The sequence below is a fragment of the Gleimia sp. 6138-11-ORH1 genome (assembly GCF_024814355.1).
GTDB lineage: Bacteria > Actinomycetota > Actinomycetes > Actinomycetales > Actinomycetaceae > Gleimia.
On sequence record NZ_JANUXV010000003.1, the window covers coordinates 122,607 to 142,611 of the forward strand.

General features: G+C 48.6%; 18 protein-coding genes, 1 rRNA gene and 1 other RNA gene. 12 read left to right on the forward strand and 8 right to left on the reverse strand.

What is annotated here, in order from left to right; genetic code table 11:
• Positions 1 to 31: 31 nt before the first annotated feature.
• Entirely contained in the window at positions 32 to 1,285 is a 1,254-nt protein-coding gene (gene clpX, locus NXS08_RS05585) for an ATP-dependent Clp protease ATP-binding subunit ClpX (RefSeq protein ID WP_259138269.1), read from the forward strand.
• A 119-nt stretch (positions 1,286 to 1,404) separates the two neighbouring features.
• Here the strand turns inward: clpX and NXS08_RS05590 are convergent, their stop codons facing one another.
• Positions 1,405 to 1,995: an isochorismatase family protein gene (locus NXS08_RS05590; RefSeq protein WP_259138271.1), complete on the reverse strand. Its 591-nt coding sequence runs from the start codon at positions 1,993 to 1,995 to the stop codon at positions 1,405 to 1,407.
• A gap of 42 nt (positions 1,996 to 2,037) precedes the next feature.
• Complete coding sequence (locus NXS08_RS05595) at positions 2,038 to 3,408, reverse strand: NAD(P)/FAD-dependent oxidoreductase (RefSeq protein WP_259138274.1); 1,371 nt, start codon at positions 3,406 to 3,408, stop codon at positions 2,038 to 2,040.
• An 82-nt stretch (positions 3,409 to 3,490) separates the two neighbouring features.
• Here NXS08_RS05595 and NXS08_RS05600 point away from each other — a divergent pair, with 82 nt between their 5' ends.
• Both NXS08_RS05600 and NXS08_RS05605 read left to right on the forward strand, forming a co-directional pair.
• Positions 3,491 to 4,417 (forward strand): Nif3-like dinuclear metal center hexameric protein, encoded by a 927-nt coding sequence (locus NXS08_RS05600; RefSeq protein WP_259138276.1) that lies wholly within the window; start codon positions 3,491 to 3,493, stop codon positions 4,415 to 4,417.
• Positions 4,418 to 4,520: 103 nt separating this feature from the next.
• The gene (locus NXS08_RS05605; protein WP_259138278.1) at positions 4,521 to 5,249 is read left to right on the forward strand and encodes a zinc ribbon domain-containing protein; all 729 of its coding nucleotides are present in this window, start codon (positions 4,521 to 4,523) and stop codon (positions 5,247 to 5,249) included.
• Positions 5,250 to 5,334: 85 nt separating this feature from the next.
• On the opposite strand, the gene NXS08_RS05610 is transcribed toward NXS08_RS05605, so the two are convergent.
• Together NXS08_RS05610 and NXS08_RS05615 are read right to left on the reverse strand one after the other, a co-directional pair.
• Complete coding sequence (locus NXS08_RS05610; protein ID WP_259138280.1) at positions 5,335 to 6,132, reverse strand: YaaA family protein; 798 nt, start codon at positions 6,130 to 6,132, stop codon at positions 5,335 to 5,337.
• An 84-nt stretch (positions 6,133 to 6,216) separates the two neighbouring features.
• Positions 6,217 to 8,055, reverse strand: coding sequence for a phosphoenolpyruvate carboxykinase (GTP) (locus NXS08_RS05615; RefSeq protein WP_259138282.1), 1,839 nt, complete (start codon positions 8,053 to 8,055; stop codon positions 6,217 to 6,219).
• 179 nt (positions 8,056 to 8,234) lie between these two features.
• Here NXS08_RS05615 and NXS08_RS05620 point away from each other — a divergent pair, with 179 nt between their 5' ends.
• Both NXS08_RS05620 and rnpB read left to right on the forward strand, forming a co-directional pair.
• Entirely contained in the window at positions 8,235 to 8,906 is a 672-nt protein-coding gene (locus tag NXS08_RS05620) for a metal-dependent transcriptional regulator (protein WP_259138284.1), read from the forward strand.
• Between the two features lie 53 nt (positions 8,907 to 8,959).
• Positions 8,960 to 9,323: RNase P RNA component class A (gene rnpB, locus NXS08_RS05625), an RNA gene on the forward strand.
• Between the two features lie 29 nt (positions 9,324 to 9,352).
• Here the strand turns inward: rnpB and NXS08_RS05630 are convergent.
• From NXS08_RS05630 to panB, 4 genes are all read right to left on the reverse strand, one after another.
• Positions 9,353 to 9,970, reverse strand: coding sequence for a hypothetical protein (locus NXS08_RS05630; protein ID WP_259138286.1), 618 nt, complete (start codon positions 9,968 to 9,970; stop codon positions 9,353 to 9,355).
• 32 nt (positions 9,971 to 10,002) lie between these two features.
• A complete protein-coding gene (ppgK, locus tag NXS08_RS05635) occupies positions 10,003 to 10,758 on the reverse strand; it encodes a polyphosphate--glucose phosphotransferase (protein ID WP_259138288.1) in 756 nt (251 codons plus the stop codon).
• A 106-nt stretch (positions 10,759 to 10,864) separates the two neighbouring features.
• On the reverse strand, positions 10,865 to 11,749 hold the full coding sequence (gene map / locus NXS08_RS05640; RefSeq protein WP_259138290.1) for a type I methionyl aminopeptidase: 885 nt from the start codon (positions 11,747 to 11,749) through the stop codon (positions 10,865 to 10,867).
• 2 nt (positions 11,750 to 11,751) lie between these two features.
• Positions 11,752 to 12,582: a 3-methyl-2-oxobutanoate hydroxymethyltransferase gene (gene panB, locus NXS08_RS05645; RefSeq protein ID WP_259138292.1), complete on the reverse strand. Its 831-nt coding sequence runs from the start codon at positions 12,580 to 12,582 to the stop codon at positions 11,752 to 11,754.
• A gap of 180 nt (positions 12,583 to 12,762) precedes the next feature.
• On the opposite strand from panB, the gene pheS reads away from it, so the two are divergent.
• From pheS to NXS08_RS05680, 7 genes are all read left to right on the forward strand, one after another.
• Positions 12,763 to 13,854, forward strand: coding sequence for a phenylalanine--tRNA ligase subunit alpha (gene pheS / locus NXS08_RS05650; protein ID WP_396232253.1), 1,092 nt, complete (start codon positions 12,763 to 12,765; stop codon positions 13,852 to 13,854).
• A 2-nt stretch (positions 13,855 to 13,856) separates the two neighbouring features.
• The gene (gene pheT / locus NXS08_RS05655; RefSeq protein ID WP_259138294.1) at positions 13,857 to 16,493 is read left to right on the forward strand and encodes a phenylalanine--tRNA ligase subunit beta; all 2,637 of its coding nucleotides are present in this window, start codon (positions 13,857 to 13,859) and stop codon (positions 16,491 to 16,493) included.
• Between the two features lie 114 nt (positions 16,494 to 16,607).
• Positions 16,608 to 17,099 carry a flavodoxin domain-containing protein gene (locus tag NXS08_RS05660; protein ID WP_259138296.1) on the forward strand — a complete coding sequence of 164 codons (492 nt, stop codon included), beginning with the start codon at positions 16,608 to 16,610 and terminating at the stop codon, positions 17,097 to 17,099.
• Entirely contained in the window at positions 17,100 to 17,651 is a 552-nt protein-coding gene (argR, locus tag NXS08_RS05665) for an arginine repressor (protein ID WP_259138298.1), read from the forward strand. It begins immediately after the preceding gene.
• Positions 17,652 to 17,755: 104 nt separating this feature from the next.
• Positions 17,756 to 19,024: a tyrosine--tRNA ligase gene (gene tyrS, locus NXS08_RS05670; protein ID WP_259138301.1), complete on the forward strand. Its 1,269-nt coding sequence runs from the start codon at positions 17,756 to 17,758 to the stop codon at positions 19,022 to 19,024.
• A gap of 8 nt (positions 19,025 to 19,032) precedes the next feature.
• Positions 19,033 to 19,464, forward strand: coding sequence for a hypothetical protein (locus tag NXS08_RS05675; RefSeq protein ID WP_259138303.1), 432 nt, complete (start codon positions 19,033 to 19,035; stop codon positions 19,462 to 19,464).
• 432 nt (positions 19,465 to 19,896) lie between these two features.
• Positions 19,897 to 20,005, forward strand: a 16S ribosomal RNA gene (locus tag NXS08_RS05680); the annotation flags it as partial.

The window sequence follows — 20,005 nt, forward strand, 5'->3', positions numbered from 1 at the left end:
ATTTTCATTTCATCAACTTAAAGGAGTATCTGTGTCAAGGTACCAAGATGCGGCAGAACTGCTGAAGTGTTCTTTCTGCGGGAAGTCGCAAAAGCAGGTTATTAAGCTGATCGGTGGGTCCGGCGTTTATATTTGCAACGAATGTGTAGATCTTTGTAATGATTTAATCGCAGAAGAAGTTGGCAACCGCACCGCTGAAGAATTAGGGGAGCTTCCGAAACCAAAGGAAATCTTTGAGTTCTTAAACCAGTATGTGATTGGGCAAGAAGACGCAAAACGCGCTCTGGCAGTTGCCGTCTATAACCACTACAAACGTCTTAACGCACAAGCAGTTTCAGGCCAACCAGTGGACATGGAACTAACGAAGTCAAACATTCTATTGCTGGGACCAACTGGCACTGGCAAAACCCATTTAGCGCGCAGCCTAGCGCGAATGCTTCGAGTCCCATTTTGTATCGTCGATGCAACTGCTTTAACTGAAGCTGGTTATGTTGGTGAAGACGTGGAAAATATCCTGCTGCGTTTAATCCAAGAAGCAGATGGGGATATCGAAAAAGCCCAGCGTGGCATTATCTACATTGATGAAATCGACAAGATTGGTCGCAAAGCTGAAAATGCTTCCATTACCAGAGATGTCTCTGGCGAGGGCGTTCAGCAAGCCTTACTGAAAATCATTGAAGGTACGCGCGCTTCAGTACCCCCGCAGGGCGGGCGCAAACACCCCCACCAACAGTTCTTAGAAATTGATACGTCGGGGATTCTCTTTATTGCAGCTGGAGCATTTGCCGGTATCGAAGAAATCGTAAAAGGACGTTTAGGGAAACGAACCCTTGGGTTTGGGTCTGACCTGAAATCAGCACATGAATACGGCGATCTGTTCTCACAGGTTACTCCAGAAGATCTCCATAAGTTTGGGATGATCCCCGAATTTATTGGACGCTTACCGGTAGTTACTTCAGTGCAGCACTTAGATGAAGAAGATCTTGTGCGAGTACTGACTGAGCCTAAGAATGCTTTGGTACGTCAATACCAGCAGCTTTTCCAGTTAGATGATGTTGAACTTGAGTTTACTCGCGATGCGCTTAGAGAAATCGCCCGACAAGCAAACGAACGTCAGACGGGGGCGCGTGCGCTTAACTCCATTTTGGAAAAGACTTTAGCGCCGATAATGTTTGAAGTTCCCTCAATGCCGCAGATTAAAAAAGTAATTATCACTTCTGACGTGGTGGCTCAGGGGGCACCTGCAAAAATCATTACCAGAGAACAAATTGACCAAGCATCCTAATAACTCTTGAAATTTGTAGCAAAAAGGCTCCTGAAAGTTACAGTTCTTTCGGCTTAAGAATTTAATCTTTCGGCTTAAGAATTTAAGTAACTTTCAGGAGCCTATTTTAGCTATAGAGCCTAAAGATAGATAATTTCCGCTCCTGACTCGGCTAAAGTTTTCAGGGCCGCGGCAGAACTTTCCTCAGCTACTCCGGCAATCAAATCAGCTAAGATACGTACCTTAAAACCTGCCTGTAAAGCATCTAAAGCAGAAGCTAAGACACAGTAATCAGTAGCAATCCCAGCTACATCAACCGTGGTAATTCCTGCTTCACGTAATAGTTCAACTGTGGTTAAGCCAGTTTCAGTAGCGCCCTCGAACATTGAATAAGCGGGTTTTCCAAAACCCTTGAAAATATGCTCGTGTAGGAAAGAAGTATCTAAAAGCGGATCGTAATCTGCCCCAACCGAACCGGCTACGCAGTGAACTGGCCAAGAATCAACGAAGTCGGGTTGCGAAATGGAATATTCAGGACCGGCAAAGTGCCCGCCATTATCGGAATCGGGATCATGCCAATCTCGGGAACCAATGATTAAAGAGTATTCTTCTGCCGCAGACTGTAAATAGGCAGAAAGACGCTCTGCTACGCTATCTCCACCTGAAACAGCCAAAGCACCGCCCTCGGTGAAATCATTTTGTACATCGACAATTAAAAGAGCTTTACACATAGCCTTAGTCTAATCTAGAAGTAGTTACAGCGCTAAACTAAATCATAATTGAGTTTCTTCTGTAGCCGTAGCAGGCGATTCTGCCAAGAGCTTACCAGAAGAACCTGCTCCCAGTTTCTTTAACGCTAAGCGACCCACTAACTGCTGATTCGTAGTGGTGCGGGCTGAACGCGCATTAGAAAGGAAAGAAACCGTCCAACGCAGCAAAGTTGAAACCTGCGCTTTGAAACCAGCAATGTAGAGCAGATGTAAGAAACACCACGCCAACCAGGCAATAAAGCCAGTTGCCTTAACCTTGCCAAGTTTTACTACCGCTTGGAACTTAGAGATAGTTGCCATAGAGCCCTTATCTTTATAAACAAACTCAGCTTGTTTAGGAGTATTTCCACTTACCTTAGCCTTAATCTGGGCGGCGACGAAACGGGCAGACTGAATGGCTCCTTGAGCTACTCCAGGAACGCCGGGAACGAACATTAAATCTCCCACCACGTAGACGTCCGGGGCATTACCAGCGGTAAGATCCGGATTAACTACCACTCGGCCGGCGCGGTCAACTTCAGCACCGGTTTTTTCGCCAATGATTTTCCCTAAGGACGATCCCTGCACGCCAGCAGCCCAAACTTTACAGACGGAAGGAATCACGGTTTCAGAACCGTCATTTAAGTTCTTCACAGTTACTTGATTAGAGTCAATGTCAGTAACGATAGTATCCATTAAAAGCTCAACATTAAGCTTCTGCAGAGCTTTAGCGGTAGCTTCCCCTAACTCTGGGCCGAAAGGAGGCAGAGGATGTTTGGCTCCATCAACTAAGATGACGCGTGCTTGGCGAGGATCAAAGTTACGGAATTCTTTACGCAGAGTGTGAGAAGCCAGCTCACGAATTTGCCCGGCCATTTCAACTCCGGTAGGCCCTGCGCCCACAACGACAAAGGTAAGCAATTTAGCAATGCGTTCTGGGTCAGATTCAAACTCAGCCAATTCGAAAGCCCCAAAAATACGGGCACGTAACTCTAAAGCATCGTCAATAGTTTTCATACCCGGAGCATAGGTAGCGAAATGGTCATTACCAAAGTAGGATTGTCCTGCTCCGGCAGCCACAATCAAGGTGTCGTAAGCAGTGCTCATTTCCCGGTTGTGATTGCGCCAATGCACCACCTTGTTATCAGTGTCAATATCTTCAACTAAGCCCAGCAAAATGGTAGCGTTCTTTTGGTTTTTTAGAATCTCCCGGGTGGAAGGAGCAATTTCAGAGCCAGAGAGAATCCCGGTGGCTACCTGGTAGAGAAGTGGCTGGAATAAGTGATGGCTGGTGCGTGCAATGATGGTGATATCAACATCTGCTTTCTTTAAAGATTTAGCGGCGAATAGACCACCGAAGCCAGAACCAATAATAACTACTTTATGGCGTGCCATAATAACCTCCGTATTTTCGATACATCTATCTTACGTAATTCAAAGAGTGCTTTAAAACCATCCAGCATGCTAGTTTGGACATATGAGTAAAACCTCACTAACTACCAGCGAAACCACAGTGACGGCAACTAGCAACGGAGGAAAAATGAAAACTTCCCCAAACCAGCTCTGGAAAGTAAAAGACCTCCAAGCTCACCTCAACCGCCTCTACCCACCGCACCTGCAAGAAGAATGGGACAAAAACGGTCTAATAGTAGGCGATTTGGAACAGCCGGTACAGAAAATTCTTTTAGCAATCGACCCAGTTCCAGAAACCATCGCCCAAGCAGTCGAAGGAAACTACGATCTGCTGATAACCCACCATCCGCTATTTCTTAAAGGAATTAACTTCATTTCAAAAGAAAGCCACAAAGGGCGGATGGTACACGATTTGATAAAAAATGATGTGGCGCTACTGAATGCACACACTAACGCCGACAGTGCAGAAAGGGGAGTCGCCTGGGCCCTGGCCAAAGCAGTCGGAATCACCGGCACCCCGTTTAGCACCAAAGAAACCTCTGAGACTGGAACCCCTCTGGGCTTAGGTAGAATCGGTAAACTTCCCCGCCCAATCCCCTTAGAAACATTCGCTCAGCAGGTCGCCCGGGCCCTCCCATCCGGTCCGCACGGGATTTTTGTGGGAGTCCCCACCGGAAAAGACCTGCAAATGCCCGTTGAAACAGTAGCTGTATCGGGAGGATCAGGAGATTCTTTCCTACAGCTAGCAGCTGATCTGGGGGCAGACGTTTACCTAACTGCCGATTTGCGACACCACCCGGCCCAAGACCACCTTAACTCCACGCGGACGGCACTAATTAGCGGGTCCCATTGGGCAACTGAATGGCTTTGGCTCCCCGCCCTCGCAAATGATCTGGAACTGGCCGCGCAAGCAGCCGGAGTAGAAATTGAAATTGATATTTCCGCTTCTGTCACCGAACCGTGGCGCCTACATTTACCCACCCAAGGGTAAAAGTAACTGCTACAACTAGGCAGAACTCCCCGGGAAGAAACACCTAAAAAGTGGGTTAAAATAAAGTTAGCTTAAACTCTAAAAACTAAGAAAAGGCAGTAAAATGCGCGCTTCAAAATCAGCACAGCAAGCTCTTTTAGAACTACAGGAACTAGATACGCGAATCGGACAGTTGGGGGCTTCACGCAAGAAACACCCAGCATTTGTGGCTTTAACGGAACTAGCTGGGCGTAAAAGTGACTTAGAACGTGCCGGCTCCGCTGCCAAATCAACCCACGGAGACATTAAGAGGGAACTTTCTGTCTATGAAGTAGATATGGAGAAACTCCAAGCTCGCCAAGACGTAATGGGGAAGCGTTTAGAATCTGGCCAAGGAAGTCCGAAAGAACTGGTGGCGATCCAACACGAACTAAACCAAATGGCAGCGCGACGAGAAAAACTAGAAACTAAGATTTTAGAAGTCATGACTCGTCTAGAAAAAGCAGCTGCCGCGATGGAAGCAATCCAGGTGCAGGTGCAGGCACTTGCTGAAGATGCTGGTAAAGCCCGCGACGAATACACCGCTGCGATGGGGGCAGTGGACGCGGAATTGAAAGAAAAACAATCCCGTCGTAAAGAAATTGCTGCGCAGCTTGACGACGAGTTACTGGACGAATACGAGCACTGCCAGCAACGCAGCGGCATCGGGGTAGTAGCCGCCCAAGGACGCCAACTGGTAGGAATGCAAAACGCGTTATCAGAGTACGAATGGCATCAGATTCACTCTTTAGGAGCTGAGGAGATTTTCTACTCAGAAGATATGGAATGTTTAATCGTAAAAATCGATGAATAATCCCTAGATCCTATAAATATTTGGGTTAGCAGCTAAATGTAGTTGCTAACCCAAATAAATTGTTTAACTTCCCGCGGGCAGTTATTTAACTGGTTACGATAATCAGCTCAGTGAATCCTTTACCCGGTTTAGTTTCAATGCCGATTACTTCAGCTTGCCCAATTAGGCTTTGCGCAGCTTCCATAACCCCCGCCAGAGAGTTTTCTAACTGACCTGCTGCCGCGCGTTCCATTAAAACTCCCGCTAAAATGCCGCGGAATTTTTTCGCATTATGGGAAACTACAGTGCGTTTTCCGTTTCTTTCTCTCACCACATTTACCCGCAAAAGCTGGTGGGTGGTCTGTTTGGTTTCTAAAGCGGGCCAAGCCTTTTGGTAGCTTCCCGAGCGGCAATCAACAATCAGCTGTTGGTCTAGTTCTGCTAACAGGGGAGTGAGTTGGGTTTTCCAAAAGGTTGCCAATGCTCCCAGTTCTGCCAGTTTAGTGCTCATTGAGAGGCGATAAGCTGGAATGAAGCTATTTAGATCAACTAAGCCAAAAAGGGCTGATTGTACCCAGATTTGTAGGAGTGGGGTAGGATGGTAGTTTTCTCCACGTTCAGGTAGTTTTCCGGCCTCGAAAAGAACTCCGGAATAAACTTGGTGGGCAGGGGCGCAGGGTAGGGAGGTTAGTTGCGTATTGGCAGCTACTTCCGCACTCAGTGAAGCGCCGACTCCTAATAGTTCCAGCGCGTTAGGCTCAGCAGAAACATTTCCGAGGGCGGTAAGTACCTGTTCGCGGGCGTGTTTTAGCTGATTTTCTAAGGGGCTAATTTGGGGTAAATCGAGGGATGGCCCACTGTTGGGAGTGGTTTTTCCTTCTGAAGGGGGAAGTAGTACAAGCATGTTTGCAGTATAACTGGATTTTGCTGCGTGAAGAAACGAAAGTGGGTAGCGCAGAACCAAACGCTACCCACTTTCTGCAGGAGGCTACTTTTCGTTTTCTAATTCAGTAGTGATTTTTTCATGCACTGCCTGAATCTCTGGAGGGAGAGTAGCGAACTGCCCCAGATGCTTGCTGCGGTGTCCCATTTCTTCTTGCCACCGCTTTTTATCTATAGTGAGGATCCGTTCAAGATCCTTAGCCGGAAGTTCCAGGCCGGTCATTTCTAATTCCGCTTCAGTGGGGATTACCCCCACAGCAGTGCGGGTGCCGGATACTTTTCCGGCTTGGAAGTCGCGGAGCCACAGAAGTGGACGCAGGTTTTCCCGGTAGCCTGGCCAGAGGAAATGCCCATCTGCACTGTCACGTTGGAACCAGTTGACGTGTGCGAAGATTGGGACTTCTTTTAGCTGGCTCATGATGTTAATCCAGTGTTGGGCGTAGTCTCCTTCACTGTATGACATGAATGGGCGCATTGACATGGGGTCGTAGCGGAGCACACCTTCTAATCCTTCTGCTGCGAAGGTAGCTTCTGCTCCCAGAGTCAGTCCATCGTAGACGCCTTCGACGGCATTGGTAATTGCCCGTACCAGTGGTTCTCGGTCGCGAGCGCGCCCCCCGAAGATGATGGCGTCGATGGGAACTCCTGCAGGAGCAAAAGCATCTTCAGCAACGGTGGTTACGTTGGTTAGGGCAGTGGTGAAACGACTATTGGGGTGTGCCCAAGGTTTAGTCAGGTCGGCTTTGTCTCTTTCACTGAGGAGTTTGCCGGTCCAGTCGCGCCATCCGGTTAGGTCACTTGGGTAATCTGGGGTTTTACCTTCCCACCAGACTTCTTGGGTGAGTTCGTTGTAAGCTACGTTTGTGAAGATTGCTCCTGAGGTGGGGTGGATTGCGTCGAGGGCGGCTGGGTTAGTTTCTTCGTTAGTGTCTTTAGCTACTCCGAATACACCGTTTTCTGGGTTCATGCCGTAGAGGCGACCATCTTCACCAATCCACATCCAAACAATGTCATCTCCGTAGAATTCGACTTTGTAACGGTCGCCTAAAGCGTCGGGTGGGAGGGTCATAGCTAGGTTAGTTTTCCCTGAGGCGGAGGGGAACCCACCACAGATATGGTAGGTTTTGCCGGTTTCTTTATCGACTATTCCTAAGAGCATGAATTGTTCGGCAAGGAATTTTCCACTTACCCAACCGTCATAGGAGGCTTGTCTTAGTCCGTGGGCAATTTTGCCCAGCAGGGCGTTACCTCCGTAAGCGGAACCGTAGTGGAGGATAGTGCGTTCATCTGCGATAGTGGCGAAGAGACGCTGGTCGTTTTCTGTTCCGTGTTCGAGTTTGTCGAGGTTGCCAGATACGTGGACGGCGCGAACGAAAAAATCTTTGTCTTTAAGTTGTGAGAAGTATTCTATGCCGACTCTGGCCATACGAATCATTTGGAGGACGACTACCCGGTTATCGGTTAGTTCTACACCTGCAGCGTACTGCTGTAGGGGGCAGCCAGGAACGGACATCAGGTAGGGGACCACATACATGGTTTTATTTTCAGAGGCGCCGCGCATTCTTTCGATAAGTGTTTCTTTTACGGCGGCGGAGTGTTTCCAGTTGTTGTAGACTCCGCGGTCTGTTTCTTTGGCGGTGGCTACTACGGTACGTTCTTCTGAACGGGCTGTATCTTTTGGATGGGAGCGAGCGTAGAAGCATCCTTCGCCTACGGGAAGTAGTTCGCCGGCTTCCAGTGCTTCTTTTAAGAGACGGGCGTCATCATCTGCGCTGATTACTTCAATCCGATCAGGTTGGGTGATTTCTGCCCATTCTTTTACGAATTCAGAGATTGCTTGGTTGTTTATGCCCCCTGCTTGGAGGGCTTTTTCTATAGTTGTCATGTTACCTCTTTGTTTTAACACGAATACCCATCAAGAACTTCTTGATACCTAATAATCTAACTACGTTGCAACGTAGATTCAAGTTAGAAAGCAACTGAAAATGATTTTTCCGCAAAGATAAAAATAATATTCAGAGAAAATAAGCCAAATGTCCTAAAAGCATTTGTTAAAATTCAGGCATGTCTGAACTAAATATTTCTGCCAGCTACCAGAACTACCTCAAAACAATTTGGACGCTCGCGGAATGGTCTGAAGCTCCCATCACAGCCTCAGACATCGCCCAACGCGCCAAAGTAAAAATATCTTCAGCCTCAGACGCGATCAAAAGACTTAAAGCTCAGGGGCTAGTTGCCCATACACCCTACGGAGCCGTCTCACTAACCGCCCTCGGGAAAAAACTTGCCATAGAAGTAGTCAGAAGACATCGCCTCATCGAAACCTACCTGGTGGCAGAACTAGGATATACCTGGGACCAAGTCCACACCGAAGCAGATAACCTAGAACACTACGTATCCGATTTCTTTATCAGCAAAATCGAAGCAAAACTAGGCTACCCACAGACAGACCCACACGGAGATCCAATTCCAAATCCCGCTGGGAAAATAGAAAAATCCCCCCTCAGAAGACTTACAGACCTAAAAACCGGAACGAAAGTAGTAGTCAAACGAGTCTTTGACGATGACCCCAAATTGCTACAGTACTTTGCCGCCCAAGGAATAGAAATCGGTTCACAACTAACTGTCAAAGGAAACCACCCCTATGCAGATGCAACCGAGTACGAAACTGAACAGCAGAAAATACTCACCTTAGGGAAAAACGCTACCGATGCGGTCCTGGTAGAGATAATCTAAACCTCACATCAACCTGCCCTCTAACTTTCGCATAGGCTACACTTAAAACAGGAAGAGACCACTGGATGGTCGCCGTCTGGGAAACCAGAGGGAGGAACGTCCGGACTCCACAGGACACGGTGGTGGCTAACAGCCACCCGGGGTGACCCGCGGGAAAGTGCCACAGAGAATAAACCGCTACTTCAGGTAGTAAGGGTGAAACGGTGGTGTAAGAGACCACCAGAGATACAGGTGACTGTATCTGCTAGGTAAACCCCACCGGGAGCAAAACCAAGCAGTACACTGGGCTGTCCGTCTAAGGTGTACGGGTAGGTTGCTCGACTTTACTGGTAACAGTAAAGCTAGATAGATGACCATCGAAAAGGAACGCGGCAACGCACCTTGGAACAGAATCCGGCTTACAGGTGGTCTCTTCCTACAAAAACTGATTTGAAAAAACCTTCAGCCTACTTCTTTCCATAACGCCAATGCGTATAAAAAGCAGCCCCTAAACTAATCAAAGCAGCTAACCCAAAAGGAAGCACCGCACCTAAAATCCACGGCTGAATAAACTTTAAGAAAACCCCCGGTTCCTCCAAAGTCTGGAGGATTAAGTAACCCAAAGAAGTCACCAGCGCTAAAAGCAGAAAAATGAAAGCACCCGCATAAGACTGAGCCGACTGATAGGGAGTTACCACCTTATTAGGAGAAATCAGCAAAGGATTCGCCATCTCAGGAAGCATCGCCTCTGCCGGTTGCGAATTCGCCGCAGCTTGTTTCTGCGTTGCAGCCTGAGAATCTTGCGCAGCTGCACCTGAGAGCAAATGCGCATTAGCATCTAAAAGAGCCTGCTGAGCGTAAGCAGCAAGCATAGTTTTCCTGCGTTTATCTCCCCACAGACTGAGCGGCAAACTCACCAGGAAAAATAAGAGCGCACTGGGAGAAGCGATGATTAGAAAATAAGCTGGAGAAATAGTGGGTGAGTCAATGTTAAAACTGGTAGTCGCAAAAGCAACCAAGCCTCCCAACATCGTCAGGAAACTAGCAACCATTAGAAACTTGGCATTACGCAGAATAAAACGCATTAAACAACTTTCAGGCTAAGTACCAACAGATCTTACGCGTGCTGGGAAGCAAATAAAGCAGCCCCCACAATCCCCGCAGTATTACGCAAGGCAGCTGGGTAAATGGGCGCGCGAAGCTCCAAATGAGGTAAGAATAAATGATGATTTTCGCTAACCCCACCTCCGACGATAAATACGTCAGGACTAAACAGCATTTCTACATGAGAGTAGTAGCGCTGCAACCGCGGGATCCATTCTTCATAAGTCCACCCGTGTTTTGTTTTCTGGCCAGCAGAAACTTGAGTTTCAGCATCAAAACCATCTAACTCCAAATGTCCCAATTCCACATTCGGCCAAAGCTTCCCATCTAAAATGAAAGCCGACCCCACACCGGTACCTAAAGTAGTGACAATTACGGCTCCGGGTACGCCTTTAGCCGCACCATAAACAGCTTCGGCTAAGCCAGCTGCATCAGCATCGTTCACAGCAGTAATGGGACGGCCCAAAGTCCGCTCCATCAAATCAGAAACATTCTGCCCAGCCCACGACTGATCTAGATTCGCAATAAAAGGGATAACATTACGGATAACAGGCCCTGGGAAAGTAACCCCCACAGGAATATCAGGAGTAATCTTCAATTCATCTAAAAGCTCTTTACAAGCTTCAGCTACCGCTTGTGGGGTAGCTGGCTGAGGAGTGGGGCGATAAGCAGAATCACCCATATATTCACCGGTTTCCAAATTGACTAAAGCGCCTTTAACGCCAGAACCGCCAATATCAATCCCAAAAGCAACTTTTTCTGCGGACATTTCCCGCTCCTCCTTATAGAAGTTGAGTTATAGAAAATTCTAACGCAAAAAAGCTGCTCTCCACATCGAGTTAGAGCAGCTTTTTACTTTTACTACTTAAACTGCATTAAGGTAGCGTAAGAATTTCACAACCGTCAGCAGTAACAACCACCGTATGCTCATACTGAGCCGTCCGCGAACGGTCACTGGTAACCACCGTCCAGTTATCATCCCACTGCTGCCAAGTGTATTCCCCTAAGGTCAGCATCGGCTCAACTGTAAAGACCATACCTTCTTCCAACAGAGTATTATGCGCCGGAGCCGCATCGTAATGCGGAATGATTAAACCAGAATGGAAAGCTTCCCCCACACCATGCCCAGTGTAGTCTCGAACCACCCCGTAGTTAAACCGCTTCGCATACTTTTCAATCACTCGCCCAATGACATTAATTTCCCGACCCGGTTTAATCGCTTTCAAACCACGCAACATGGCTTCTTCAGTGCGTTCACAAAGTAACCGAGATTCCTCATCAACCTCACCGACGTAAAACATTGCGCAAGTATCCCCATGCACCCCATCTAAATAGGCAGTCACGTCAATATTCACAATATCGCCCTCTTCTAACGGGCGAGAATCTGGAATCCCGTGGCAAATCACCTCATTTACAGAGGTACAGCAAGACTTAGGGAAGCCCATATAGTCTAAGCAAGACGGGTAGGCTCCTTCAGAAATGATGTACTCATGCACGATCGCATCTAACTCATCTGTAGTTACCCCAGGTTTAACAGCTTTACCAGCTGCCTGTAACGCGCGGGCAGCAATCTGACCAGCACGCCGAATCTTCTCAATTGTTTCTGCAGATTTAACGTCTGAAGCAGTAACTACCTCTGGGCCATCGTGAAAAAGATACTCCGGCCGTTCAATCTTCGCTGGCACAGCCCGCTTAGGGGAAATAACTCCCGGCTGGGTATTGCCCAAAGGGGCACGTAAAGCAAGTTTAGAAGCAGACATATTTACTCCGATCGGTAGTTATTAGAAAAAGGGAAAGAACCATTCTTAACCGCTTCACAATAATCAGCGGTAGCTTGCTGCAACGCAGTTCCCAGTTCAGCGAAACGATGTACGAAACTGGGAACCCACTCGGTCATTCCCGCCATATCAGACCAAACCAGAACCTGCCCATCAGTTTCTGGGCCAGCACCAATCCCAATCACCGGAATGTCCAAAAGTTCAGTAACCTCAGCGGCTAACGGAGCTGGAACCAGTTCTAATACCAGTAGACAAACTCCAGCAGCTTGGAGCGCTAAAGCATCATCAATTACCTGCTGGCGAGCCTCCCCGCGTCCCTGCATCCGAGGGCCCCCCAAAGCATTTTCAGATTGGGGAGTAAAACCCAGGTGCCCCACCACAGGAATTCCCGAGGACGTCAGCAAACGTACCGCCTCTGAACGGGCGGCGCCCCCTTCTAACTTAACCGCATTAGCGCCTTGTTTCATTAGCTTCACCGCCGAATGGAAAGCCTGTTGCGCACCGCCCTCGTAAGAACCAAACGGTAAATCCGCCACCACAAAAGGTTTTTTCACCGCGTGAGCAACCGCTCGGGTAGCAGTCTCCATATTCTCTAAAGAAACCTCTAAAGTTCCTTGGAAACCAAGCATGACGTTCCCGTACGAATCGCCAACTAAAAGAATATCCACCCCGCCAGCTTCTAAGATCCGTGCGGTTAAAGCATCGTAAGCAGTCAGCATAGTTAGCTTACGACCCGCTTGCTTAGCTTGTTTAAAATGATGAGTTCGCCAAACTTTAGGCTCATTAAACTCTGGCTTTTCCAAATTAATAGTCATAAACCCAATTATGAGTGTTTTAAGTAAGTTTGCCTACTTCAGCGAACCAAAAAGGCCAACTTAACTCGAAAAGACGAAAAAACAGGCAGAAACAAATATTAGGTACGACACTAGATTCCCCTAAAAGCTCGAATCGCGCTATCTTAGTAGGTGGAAATGTCACTGTTAAGGATAAGAATCATGGCCGCAGAAAACGAAGCGACGGAAATTAATCCACTGGATGAAAAGCAGATGGAAACCATTATTTCCAATGCCCTAAAAGCAATCGAAGAAACACAAAATCTTAAAGAATTTCAAGAGGTAAAGAAACTTCACTTTGGTGAAACTTCAGCAGTTGCCCTGGCCTCTAAAGCTATCGGAAAACTCCCGGGAAGTGACCGAGCTGCCGCTGGGAAAAACCTTGGAAAAGCCCGCGCCGCTATCCAAACGGCTCTAAATGAAAAACAAGTTATCCTCGAAGCTGCCAATGAAGCTCGCGTCCTCGCAGAAGAAACTGTAGATATTACAGCTCCCACCGAACGCGCGCTGAGCGGAGCTAGACACCCACTTGAAACCCTCATGGATGATATTTCCGATTACTTTGTTTCCCTGGGGTGGGATATTGCTGAAGGACCTGAACTGGAACATGAATGGTTCAACTTCGACGCGTTGAACTTTGACATTGACCACCCCGCGCGACAAATGCAAGACACTTTCTACATTGACGGAACAACCGTGGGGGGAACAGACCCCGCAGACGGGCACCTGGTGATGCGTACCCACACCTCACCAGTACAGGCACGCACCATGTTGCAACGCAACGTACCAATCTATGTAGCTTGCCCCGGGAAAGTATTCCGCTCCGATGAGCTAGACGCCACCCACACCCCAGTCTTTCATCAAGTCGAAGGGCTAGCGGTAGACAAAGGTTTAACAATGGCACATCTTAAAGGCGTCCTCGACCATTTTGCGAAAGCCATGTTCGGGCCAGAAGCAAAAACCCGCCTACGTCCCTCCTTCTTCCCCTTCACCGAACCATCAGCCGAAATGGACCTGTGGTTCCCCCAGAAGAAAGGTGGGGCAGGTTGGATTGAATGGGGCGGATGCGGCATGGTAAACCCCAACGTTTTACGCGCCTGTGGGATTGACCCGGAAGAATACTCAGGATTCGCCTTCGGAATGGGGATTGAACGCACCCTCATGCTTCGCCACTCCATCGCAGACATGCACGACATCGTTGAAGGAGATCAACGATTCTCCCTCCAGTTCGGCACCAACGGAAAGGGTAACTAAAAATGCCTAACGTTCCAATTCAATGGCTAAAAGACCACGTTGAAGTCCTCCCCGGCACCAACCCAGAAAAACTTGCCGCCGACCTGGTTAAAGTAGGTTTAGAAGAAGAAACCATCCACCCAGCCCAAGTAAAAGGCCCCCTGGTGGTTGGGCGTGTACTCACGAAAACTCCCGAAAAACAATCTAACGGCAAAACCATTAACTACTGTCGCGTAGACGTAGGCATCCACAACGATGCTCCCGGAACCGGGAAAGAACCCTCAGACCTTCCATCCCGCTCAATCATCTGCGGTGCGCACAACTTCCAAGCAGGCGACCTGGTAGCAGTTATCCTCCCCGGAGGAATCCTCCCCGGAAACTTCGAGATCGCTACCCGCAAAACCTACGGACACATTTCTGACGGGATGATCTGCTCCACCCAAGAACTAGGGCTACCAAACAAAGGCGACGGCATCATCGTCCTAAACGAAGACTACGATGTAAACGAACTGCCCGGAATCGGCGAAGACCTAATCGAATTCCTGGGGCTGGGACAAGAACTACTAGAAATTAACGTCACCCCCGACCGTGGTTACTGTTTTTCAATGCGCGGAATTGCCCGCGAATACAGCCACTCCACCGGAGCAAAATACACTGACCCCGGTCTGGCTGAAAACTACGGAAAAGAAATTCCCGAAGCAAATGAATCCGGTTTCCCCGTAGAAGTAAGCGACCAGGCCCCCATCCGCGGAAATATCGGCTGCGACCGCTTCGTCACCCGCATTGTCAAAGGACTAAACCCACAGGCAACCAGTCCAAAATGGTTAGTGGAACGGATTGAAGCGATGGGAATGCGTTCTATTTCCCTAGCCGTAGATGCAACCAACTATGTCATGCTGGATTTAGGGCAACCCCTGCACGCCTATGACCTACAGCAGGTAACTGCACCAATCGTGGTCCGCCGCGCCCTCGAAAATGAAAAACTCACCACCTTAGACGAAGTAGAACGCAACTTAGATGCAGAAGACCTGCTGATCACCGACTCTCCAAACGGAGTTAAGGGAAGCCGCGTCCTGGGACTAGCCGGAGTAATGGGCGGAGCAGAAACAGAAGTAACCTCCCAAACTGTTGATGTGCTCATCGAAGCCGCCCACTTTGACTCCATTTCCGTGGCACGCAGCGCTCGCCGACACCGGATTCCTTCAGAAGCTGCCAAACGATTTGAACGCGGAGTAGATCCGCAGCTGCCAGCGATTGCCGCCCAACGAGTTGTAGACCTGCTGGTTGAATACGGGGGAGCAACTGCTGACAACGCAGTTTTCGACTACAACCAAGTAGCCGAACCCACCCAAATCCTCATGCCAGTTAGCGAACCAGCTCGCCTTACCGGCGTAAACTATCCAAAAGAACGCGTGATTGAACTTTTGGAAACCATCGGGGCAACCGTTAAAGATCAAGCAGAAAATCTACTCGTCACAGTCCCCACCTGGCGGCCAGACATTACTGAATCCTGCCACCTGGTAGAAGAAGTAGCCCGCCTGGACGGATACGACAACATCACCCCGATCCTGCCGGTAGCTCCCGCCGGAAGTGGACTGCCTGACCGCGTGAAAGCACGCCGGCAGATTGCCCAAACTTTAGCTGATCGTGGTTTCGTGCAGGTGCTTTCCTACCCGTTCGTAGGAGACGCTTGGGATCGCTGTCAGATACCCGAAAACGATATGCGCCGCCAAGCCGTGAAACTACGCAACCCGCTGGTAGAAAACCAACCCTACCTGCGAACCTCCGTACTAGATTCACTGCTTGACATTGCCCAGCGCAACGCCGCTCGCGGAGCAGAATCGATTCGCGTATTTGAACTTGGCATGGTCACTTTACCGCAGGGCGTGAAACCTGCGGGGATTCCCTCGGCTTCCCAACGGCCACATCCGAAAGAAATCGGCGAACTGCACCGTGGGACTCCGAAACAGCCCTGGCACCTGGGGATGGTTTTGGCAGGTGCAGCCACGGCTAATAATGTGCTGGTTGAAAAACGCAGTTTTGACTGGGCTGATATTCTCGAGGTCGCTAAGCAAATCGGCGCAATTTTGGGAGTTAAAGTAGAAGCCACTCAGCTTTACCGCCCACAAAGTGGTAAAGAACAACCCAAGTCGGTGGATACCCCTGCAGCTACTGCTCCTTGGCATCCGGGACGTTGTGCAAACCTGTACGTCCGTAGCGGTAAACGGGTAACTGAAGTTGGTCGCGCCGGTGAACTTCACCCCCGCGTGGTGAAGAACTATGGTTTACCTGCACGGGCAGTGGCATTGGAACTGGATTTGGAAACCCTTTTCAAGCTTTCCAGTAAACAGCCGATTCAGGTGAAGCCAGTTTCCACTTTCCCAGTGGTAAAAGAAGATATTGCGGTAGTTGTTGCGCAAGAAATTCCGATTGCCGATCTGCTAACTGAGATTCGGCAAGCAGGTGGGGAACTGTTAGAAGAAGTAGCGTTATTTGATGAATACGCTGGTTCTCAAGTTGAAGCTGGGAAACGTTCTTTAGCTTTCGCTTTACGGATGCGCGCTGCTGATCGTACTTTAGGAGCGGAAGAAACTGCTGCGCTTCGTGGTCACATTATGGAAGTTTTGGCGAAGAAATTTGACGCTAAGTTACGTAGCTAAAAGCCCGAAATATTAGGGTTTTCAAGTTATTTAATAAAGTTCCCTCACTAAGAAAAGACGTTTTTAGGACTTTTCGAGGTGAGGGAACCCCATTTTATAGGGCACTATAGTTTTATGAAATTTCTAGTTACGTACGCGACTCGGCATGGCTCCACTGCTGAGGTAGCGCAGACAATTGCTGATGAGCTAACTAGTCACGGTCTCGATGTAGAGCTTCGTGAAGTTTCGACAGTTGATTCAATTGCTGAGTATGATGCTTTAATAATTGGCTCTGCTGTTTACACCACCCAATGGGTTGGCGAAATGCGCAACTTTATTAAGCAGTTTGAAACCTCTCTAATTGAAAAGCCAGTGTGGGCTTTTTCAGTCGGCTTATCTGGAGTCCCTAAATCAAGTGCGAATGATCCAGTGCGAGTTGGACCCGTATTGCTGCGTTTGAAGTGTGAAGATCACCGTACTTTCGCCGGTGCGTTGAAACCGAAAGAGCTTTCTTGGCGGGAACGTTCCCAAGCCCGTTTGGGTGGGGCGATTGAAGGAGATTTCCGTGATTGGGAAGAAATCCGTCAGTGGGCACGTTCCATCGCAAAGGAAATAGAAAACAGCTAAATGGGTGTGAGTAAACGGGATAACACCGCGCAGCCTAATTCCTTGGCGGAAAAAGCTGTCTCTGCTAATAAAACTCTGCCGGTAAGTAAGAATCGTCGCCACGCAATAATTGAAGAAATTCTGACAACCGAAATTATTGCTTCGCAGCCGGAATTGCAAGAAGCATTAGAAGCGCGGGGGATTAGTGTTGCTCAAGCTACGCTCTCACGCGATTTGATTGAAGTTCGGGCAACTAAAGTGCGAGATACCAGTGGCAGGCAGATTTACGTGCTTGCAACTCATGCGGGACATGCTTCATTAAGTGAAGAAGCTGGGGAAGAAAAGTTACGCAGGTGGGCAGAAGAACTGCTGGTTGGAGTGGCGCAAGCTCAAAATCTGCTGGTTTTGCGTACTCCGGCGGGGGCTGCAAATCTGCTGGCAGCTGCTTTAGATGCAGCTCGCTATGAGGAGGTTGTAGGTTCTGTGGCGGGAGATGACACAGTTATGGTGGTTTGCGTAACTGAGGAAGCTGCTTCGCAGATTGCCAGTAAACTTCTTTCTTTTGGAAAATAAGATTTTTTCTCCAGTTCGCCTTTTTTCAGCAGATGAGAGAAACTATAAGCGGTGTTCTCAGCGGACGCCGATTTTTGGGTTAATACAATTAGGAAGGCAAGGCAGTGTCCGACATTATTGATGAACTGCAGTGGCGTGGGCTAATCCGTCAGCATACCGACCTCGAGAAACTTCGCGAGGCGCTTAACAACGGACCCGTAACTTTCTATTGTGGCTATGATCCCACGGCACCGTCTTTGCACCACGGGCATTTAGTGCAGTTGATTTTAATGCGTCACTTGCAAAATGCGGGGCACCGTCCGCTTGCTTTGGTGGGGGGCGCCACCGGTTTGATTGGCGATCCGCGCATGTCCGGAGAACGCTCTTTGCAGCCACGTGAAGTTGTTGCCGGTTGGGTAGATAAATTGCGTTCCCAGATTGAGCGTTTTCTTTCTTTCGAGGGCGATAATGCAGCCATTATGGTGAATAACCTGGACTGGACGTCTGAATTAACCGCAATTGATTTACTGCGCGACCTCGGAAAATATTTCCGCATGGGAACTATGTTGAAAAAGGAAGCTGTGGCCCGTCGCCTGGCATCCGATGAGGGTATTTCTTACACCGAGTTTTCCTACCAGATTTTGCAGGCAAATGACTTCTTAGAACTGTACCGCCGCTATGGTTGCACTTTGGAAACCGGGGGCGATGACCAGTGGGGGAATCTGCTGGGCGGGTTGGATTTGATTCACCGTGCCGAGGGCGCTGAAGTTCACGTAATGACTACGCCGTTAATCACTAAAGCTGATGGCACTAAGTTTGGAAAGTCTGAAGGCGGGGCTATTTGGCTTTCTGCTGATTTACTGTCCCCTTATGCTTTCTACCAGTTCTGGCTAAATGTTGAAGATGCGGATGTGGTGCGGTTCTTGAAGGTATTTACTTTCTTAGACCGAGCTGAGATTGAGCGTTTGGAAGCTGCAGTTGCCGCTGAACCTTTCCGCCGGGAAGCGCAAAAGGCTTTGGCAGCTTCAGTTACTGAGCTGGTGCACGGTAAGGAAGAGTTAGAGCGGGTCCTGGCGGCTACGGACGCTCTGTGGGGCAGTGGTGACTTACGGGCAGTTGATGGGGCTACTTTAGCTTCTGCAACCTCCCACCTGCCAGCTGGGGTAGTGACTTTAGGGGAAGCAACGATTGTGGATGCTTTAGTTGCTGCTGGATTAGAAAAAGGACGCGGGGCAGCTCGCCGGACCGTGGACTCTGGTGGAGCTTATGTGAATAATGTTAAGGTCGCTGATCCTGAGGCTTTGCTAACTGAGGCTGACCAACTGGCAGACGGAACTATTTTGATTCGCAAAGGACGACGTAACCTAGCGGTCATTAGAGTTGGAAATGCTTGAGATAAAGAATGATTAATCTAGAAATAGGAACGTCTAAAATGAAGTTGAAAAAACTGGTCAGCCTGATGGCAGTAATCGGATTGGCAACTCTTGGGCTTACTGGCTGTTTTGGTGGCGCTAACCACGCAGAGTTACAGAAGTCGGTTACCGAAAGTAGCGGCGAAGTTAGTGATGTAGAGATTCATACTCATTCTGATGAGAATGAAAACTTGGTGATGATTGTAAAATTAAAAAGTGATGATATCTCTGCAGCGGAGCTAAAGCGCGTAGTTGAGACTGTTAAAGCTGAAGCTAAACCGGGTTATCGGACTCTTTCGGTGAATTTTTACGGTCGGGAAGATAAGAAAATTGATGTTTGTCCGCTGGTTGAGGCAGTTGAGATTGCCCCAGAAGACTGCGTTGCTGGAATTATCGTTTTAAAAAATCCTGAAGCTAAATAGAACTTTTTGGCGAACTGCGAGTTTAGTTTGCGATGGTGAAGTAGGTTTTTAGGTCCTAAAAACCTCTTGCAATTAGCGGAATCTTACCCCCACTTCGGTTGTTGAAGTGGGGGTAAATTTAACTGTTATAAGTATAAAAACGGGATTTTGTGGGGTGGTTCACGTCCAGGGAATTTGTTTTCTAAAGGGGGATGAGAGTAGAGTTAAATATGTTCCGCCGGGCAGTTAATCTGGTTTGGCGGCTGATCCTTCTGGGTTGCTTTTGTGCCTGTTTTTGGGTGTGGGGGTGGCTTGGTTGTGTGGGTGTTGTTTGAGAACTTGATAGTGTACTTTTTGTTGTTTTACGCTTTTTGTTTTGTTTTTGTTTTTTGTTTTTTTGGTTGGGATTTTGCCTCCTCTTTTTTTGTGGGGGGTTTTTTCTGGACATGTTTTTGTTTGGAGAGTTTGATCCTGGCTCAGGACGAACGCTGGCGGCGTGCTTAACACATGCAAGTCGAACGGGATCTGATGGGGCTTTTTGCTTTGTTGGTGAGAGTGGCGA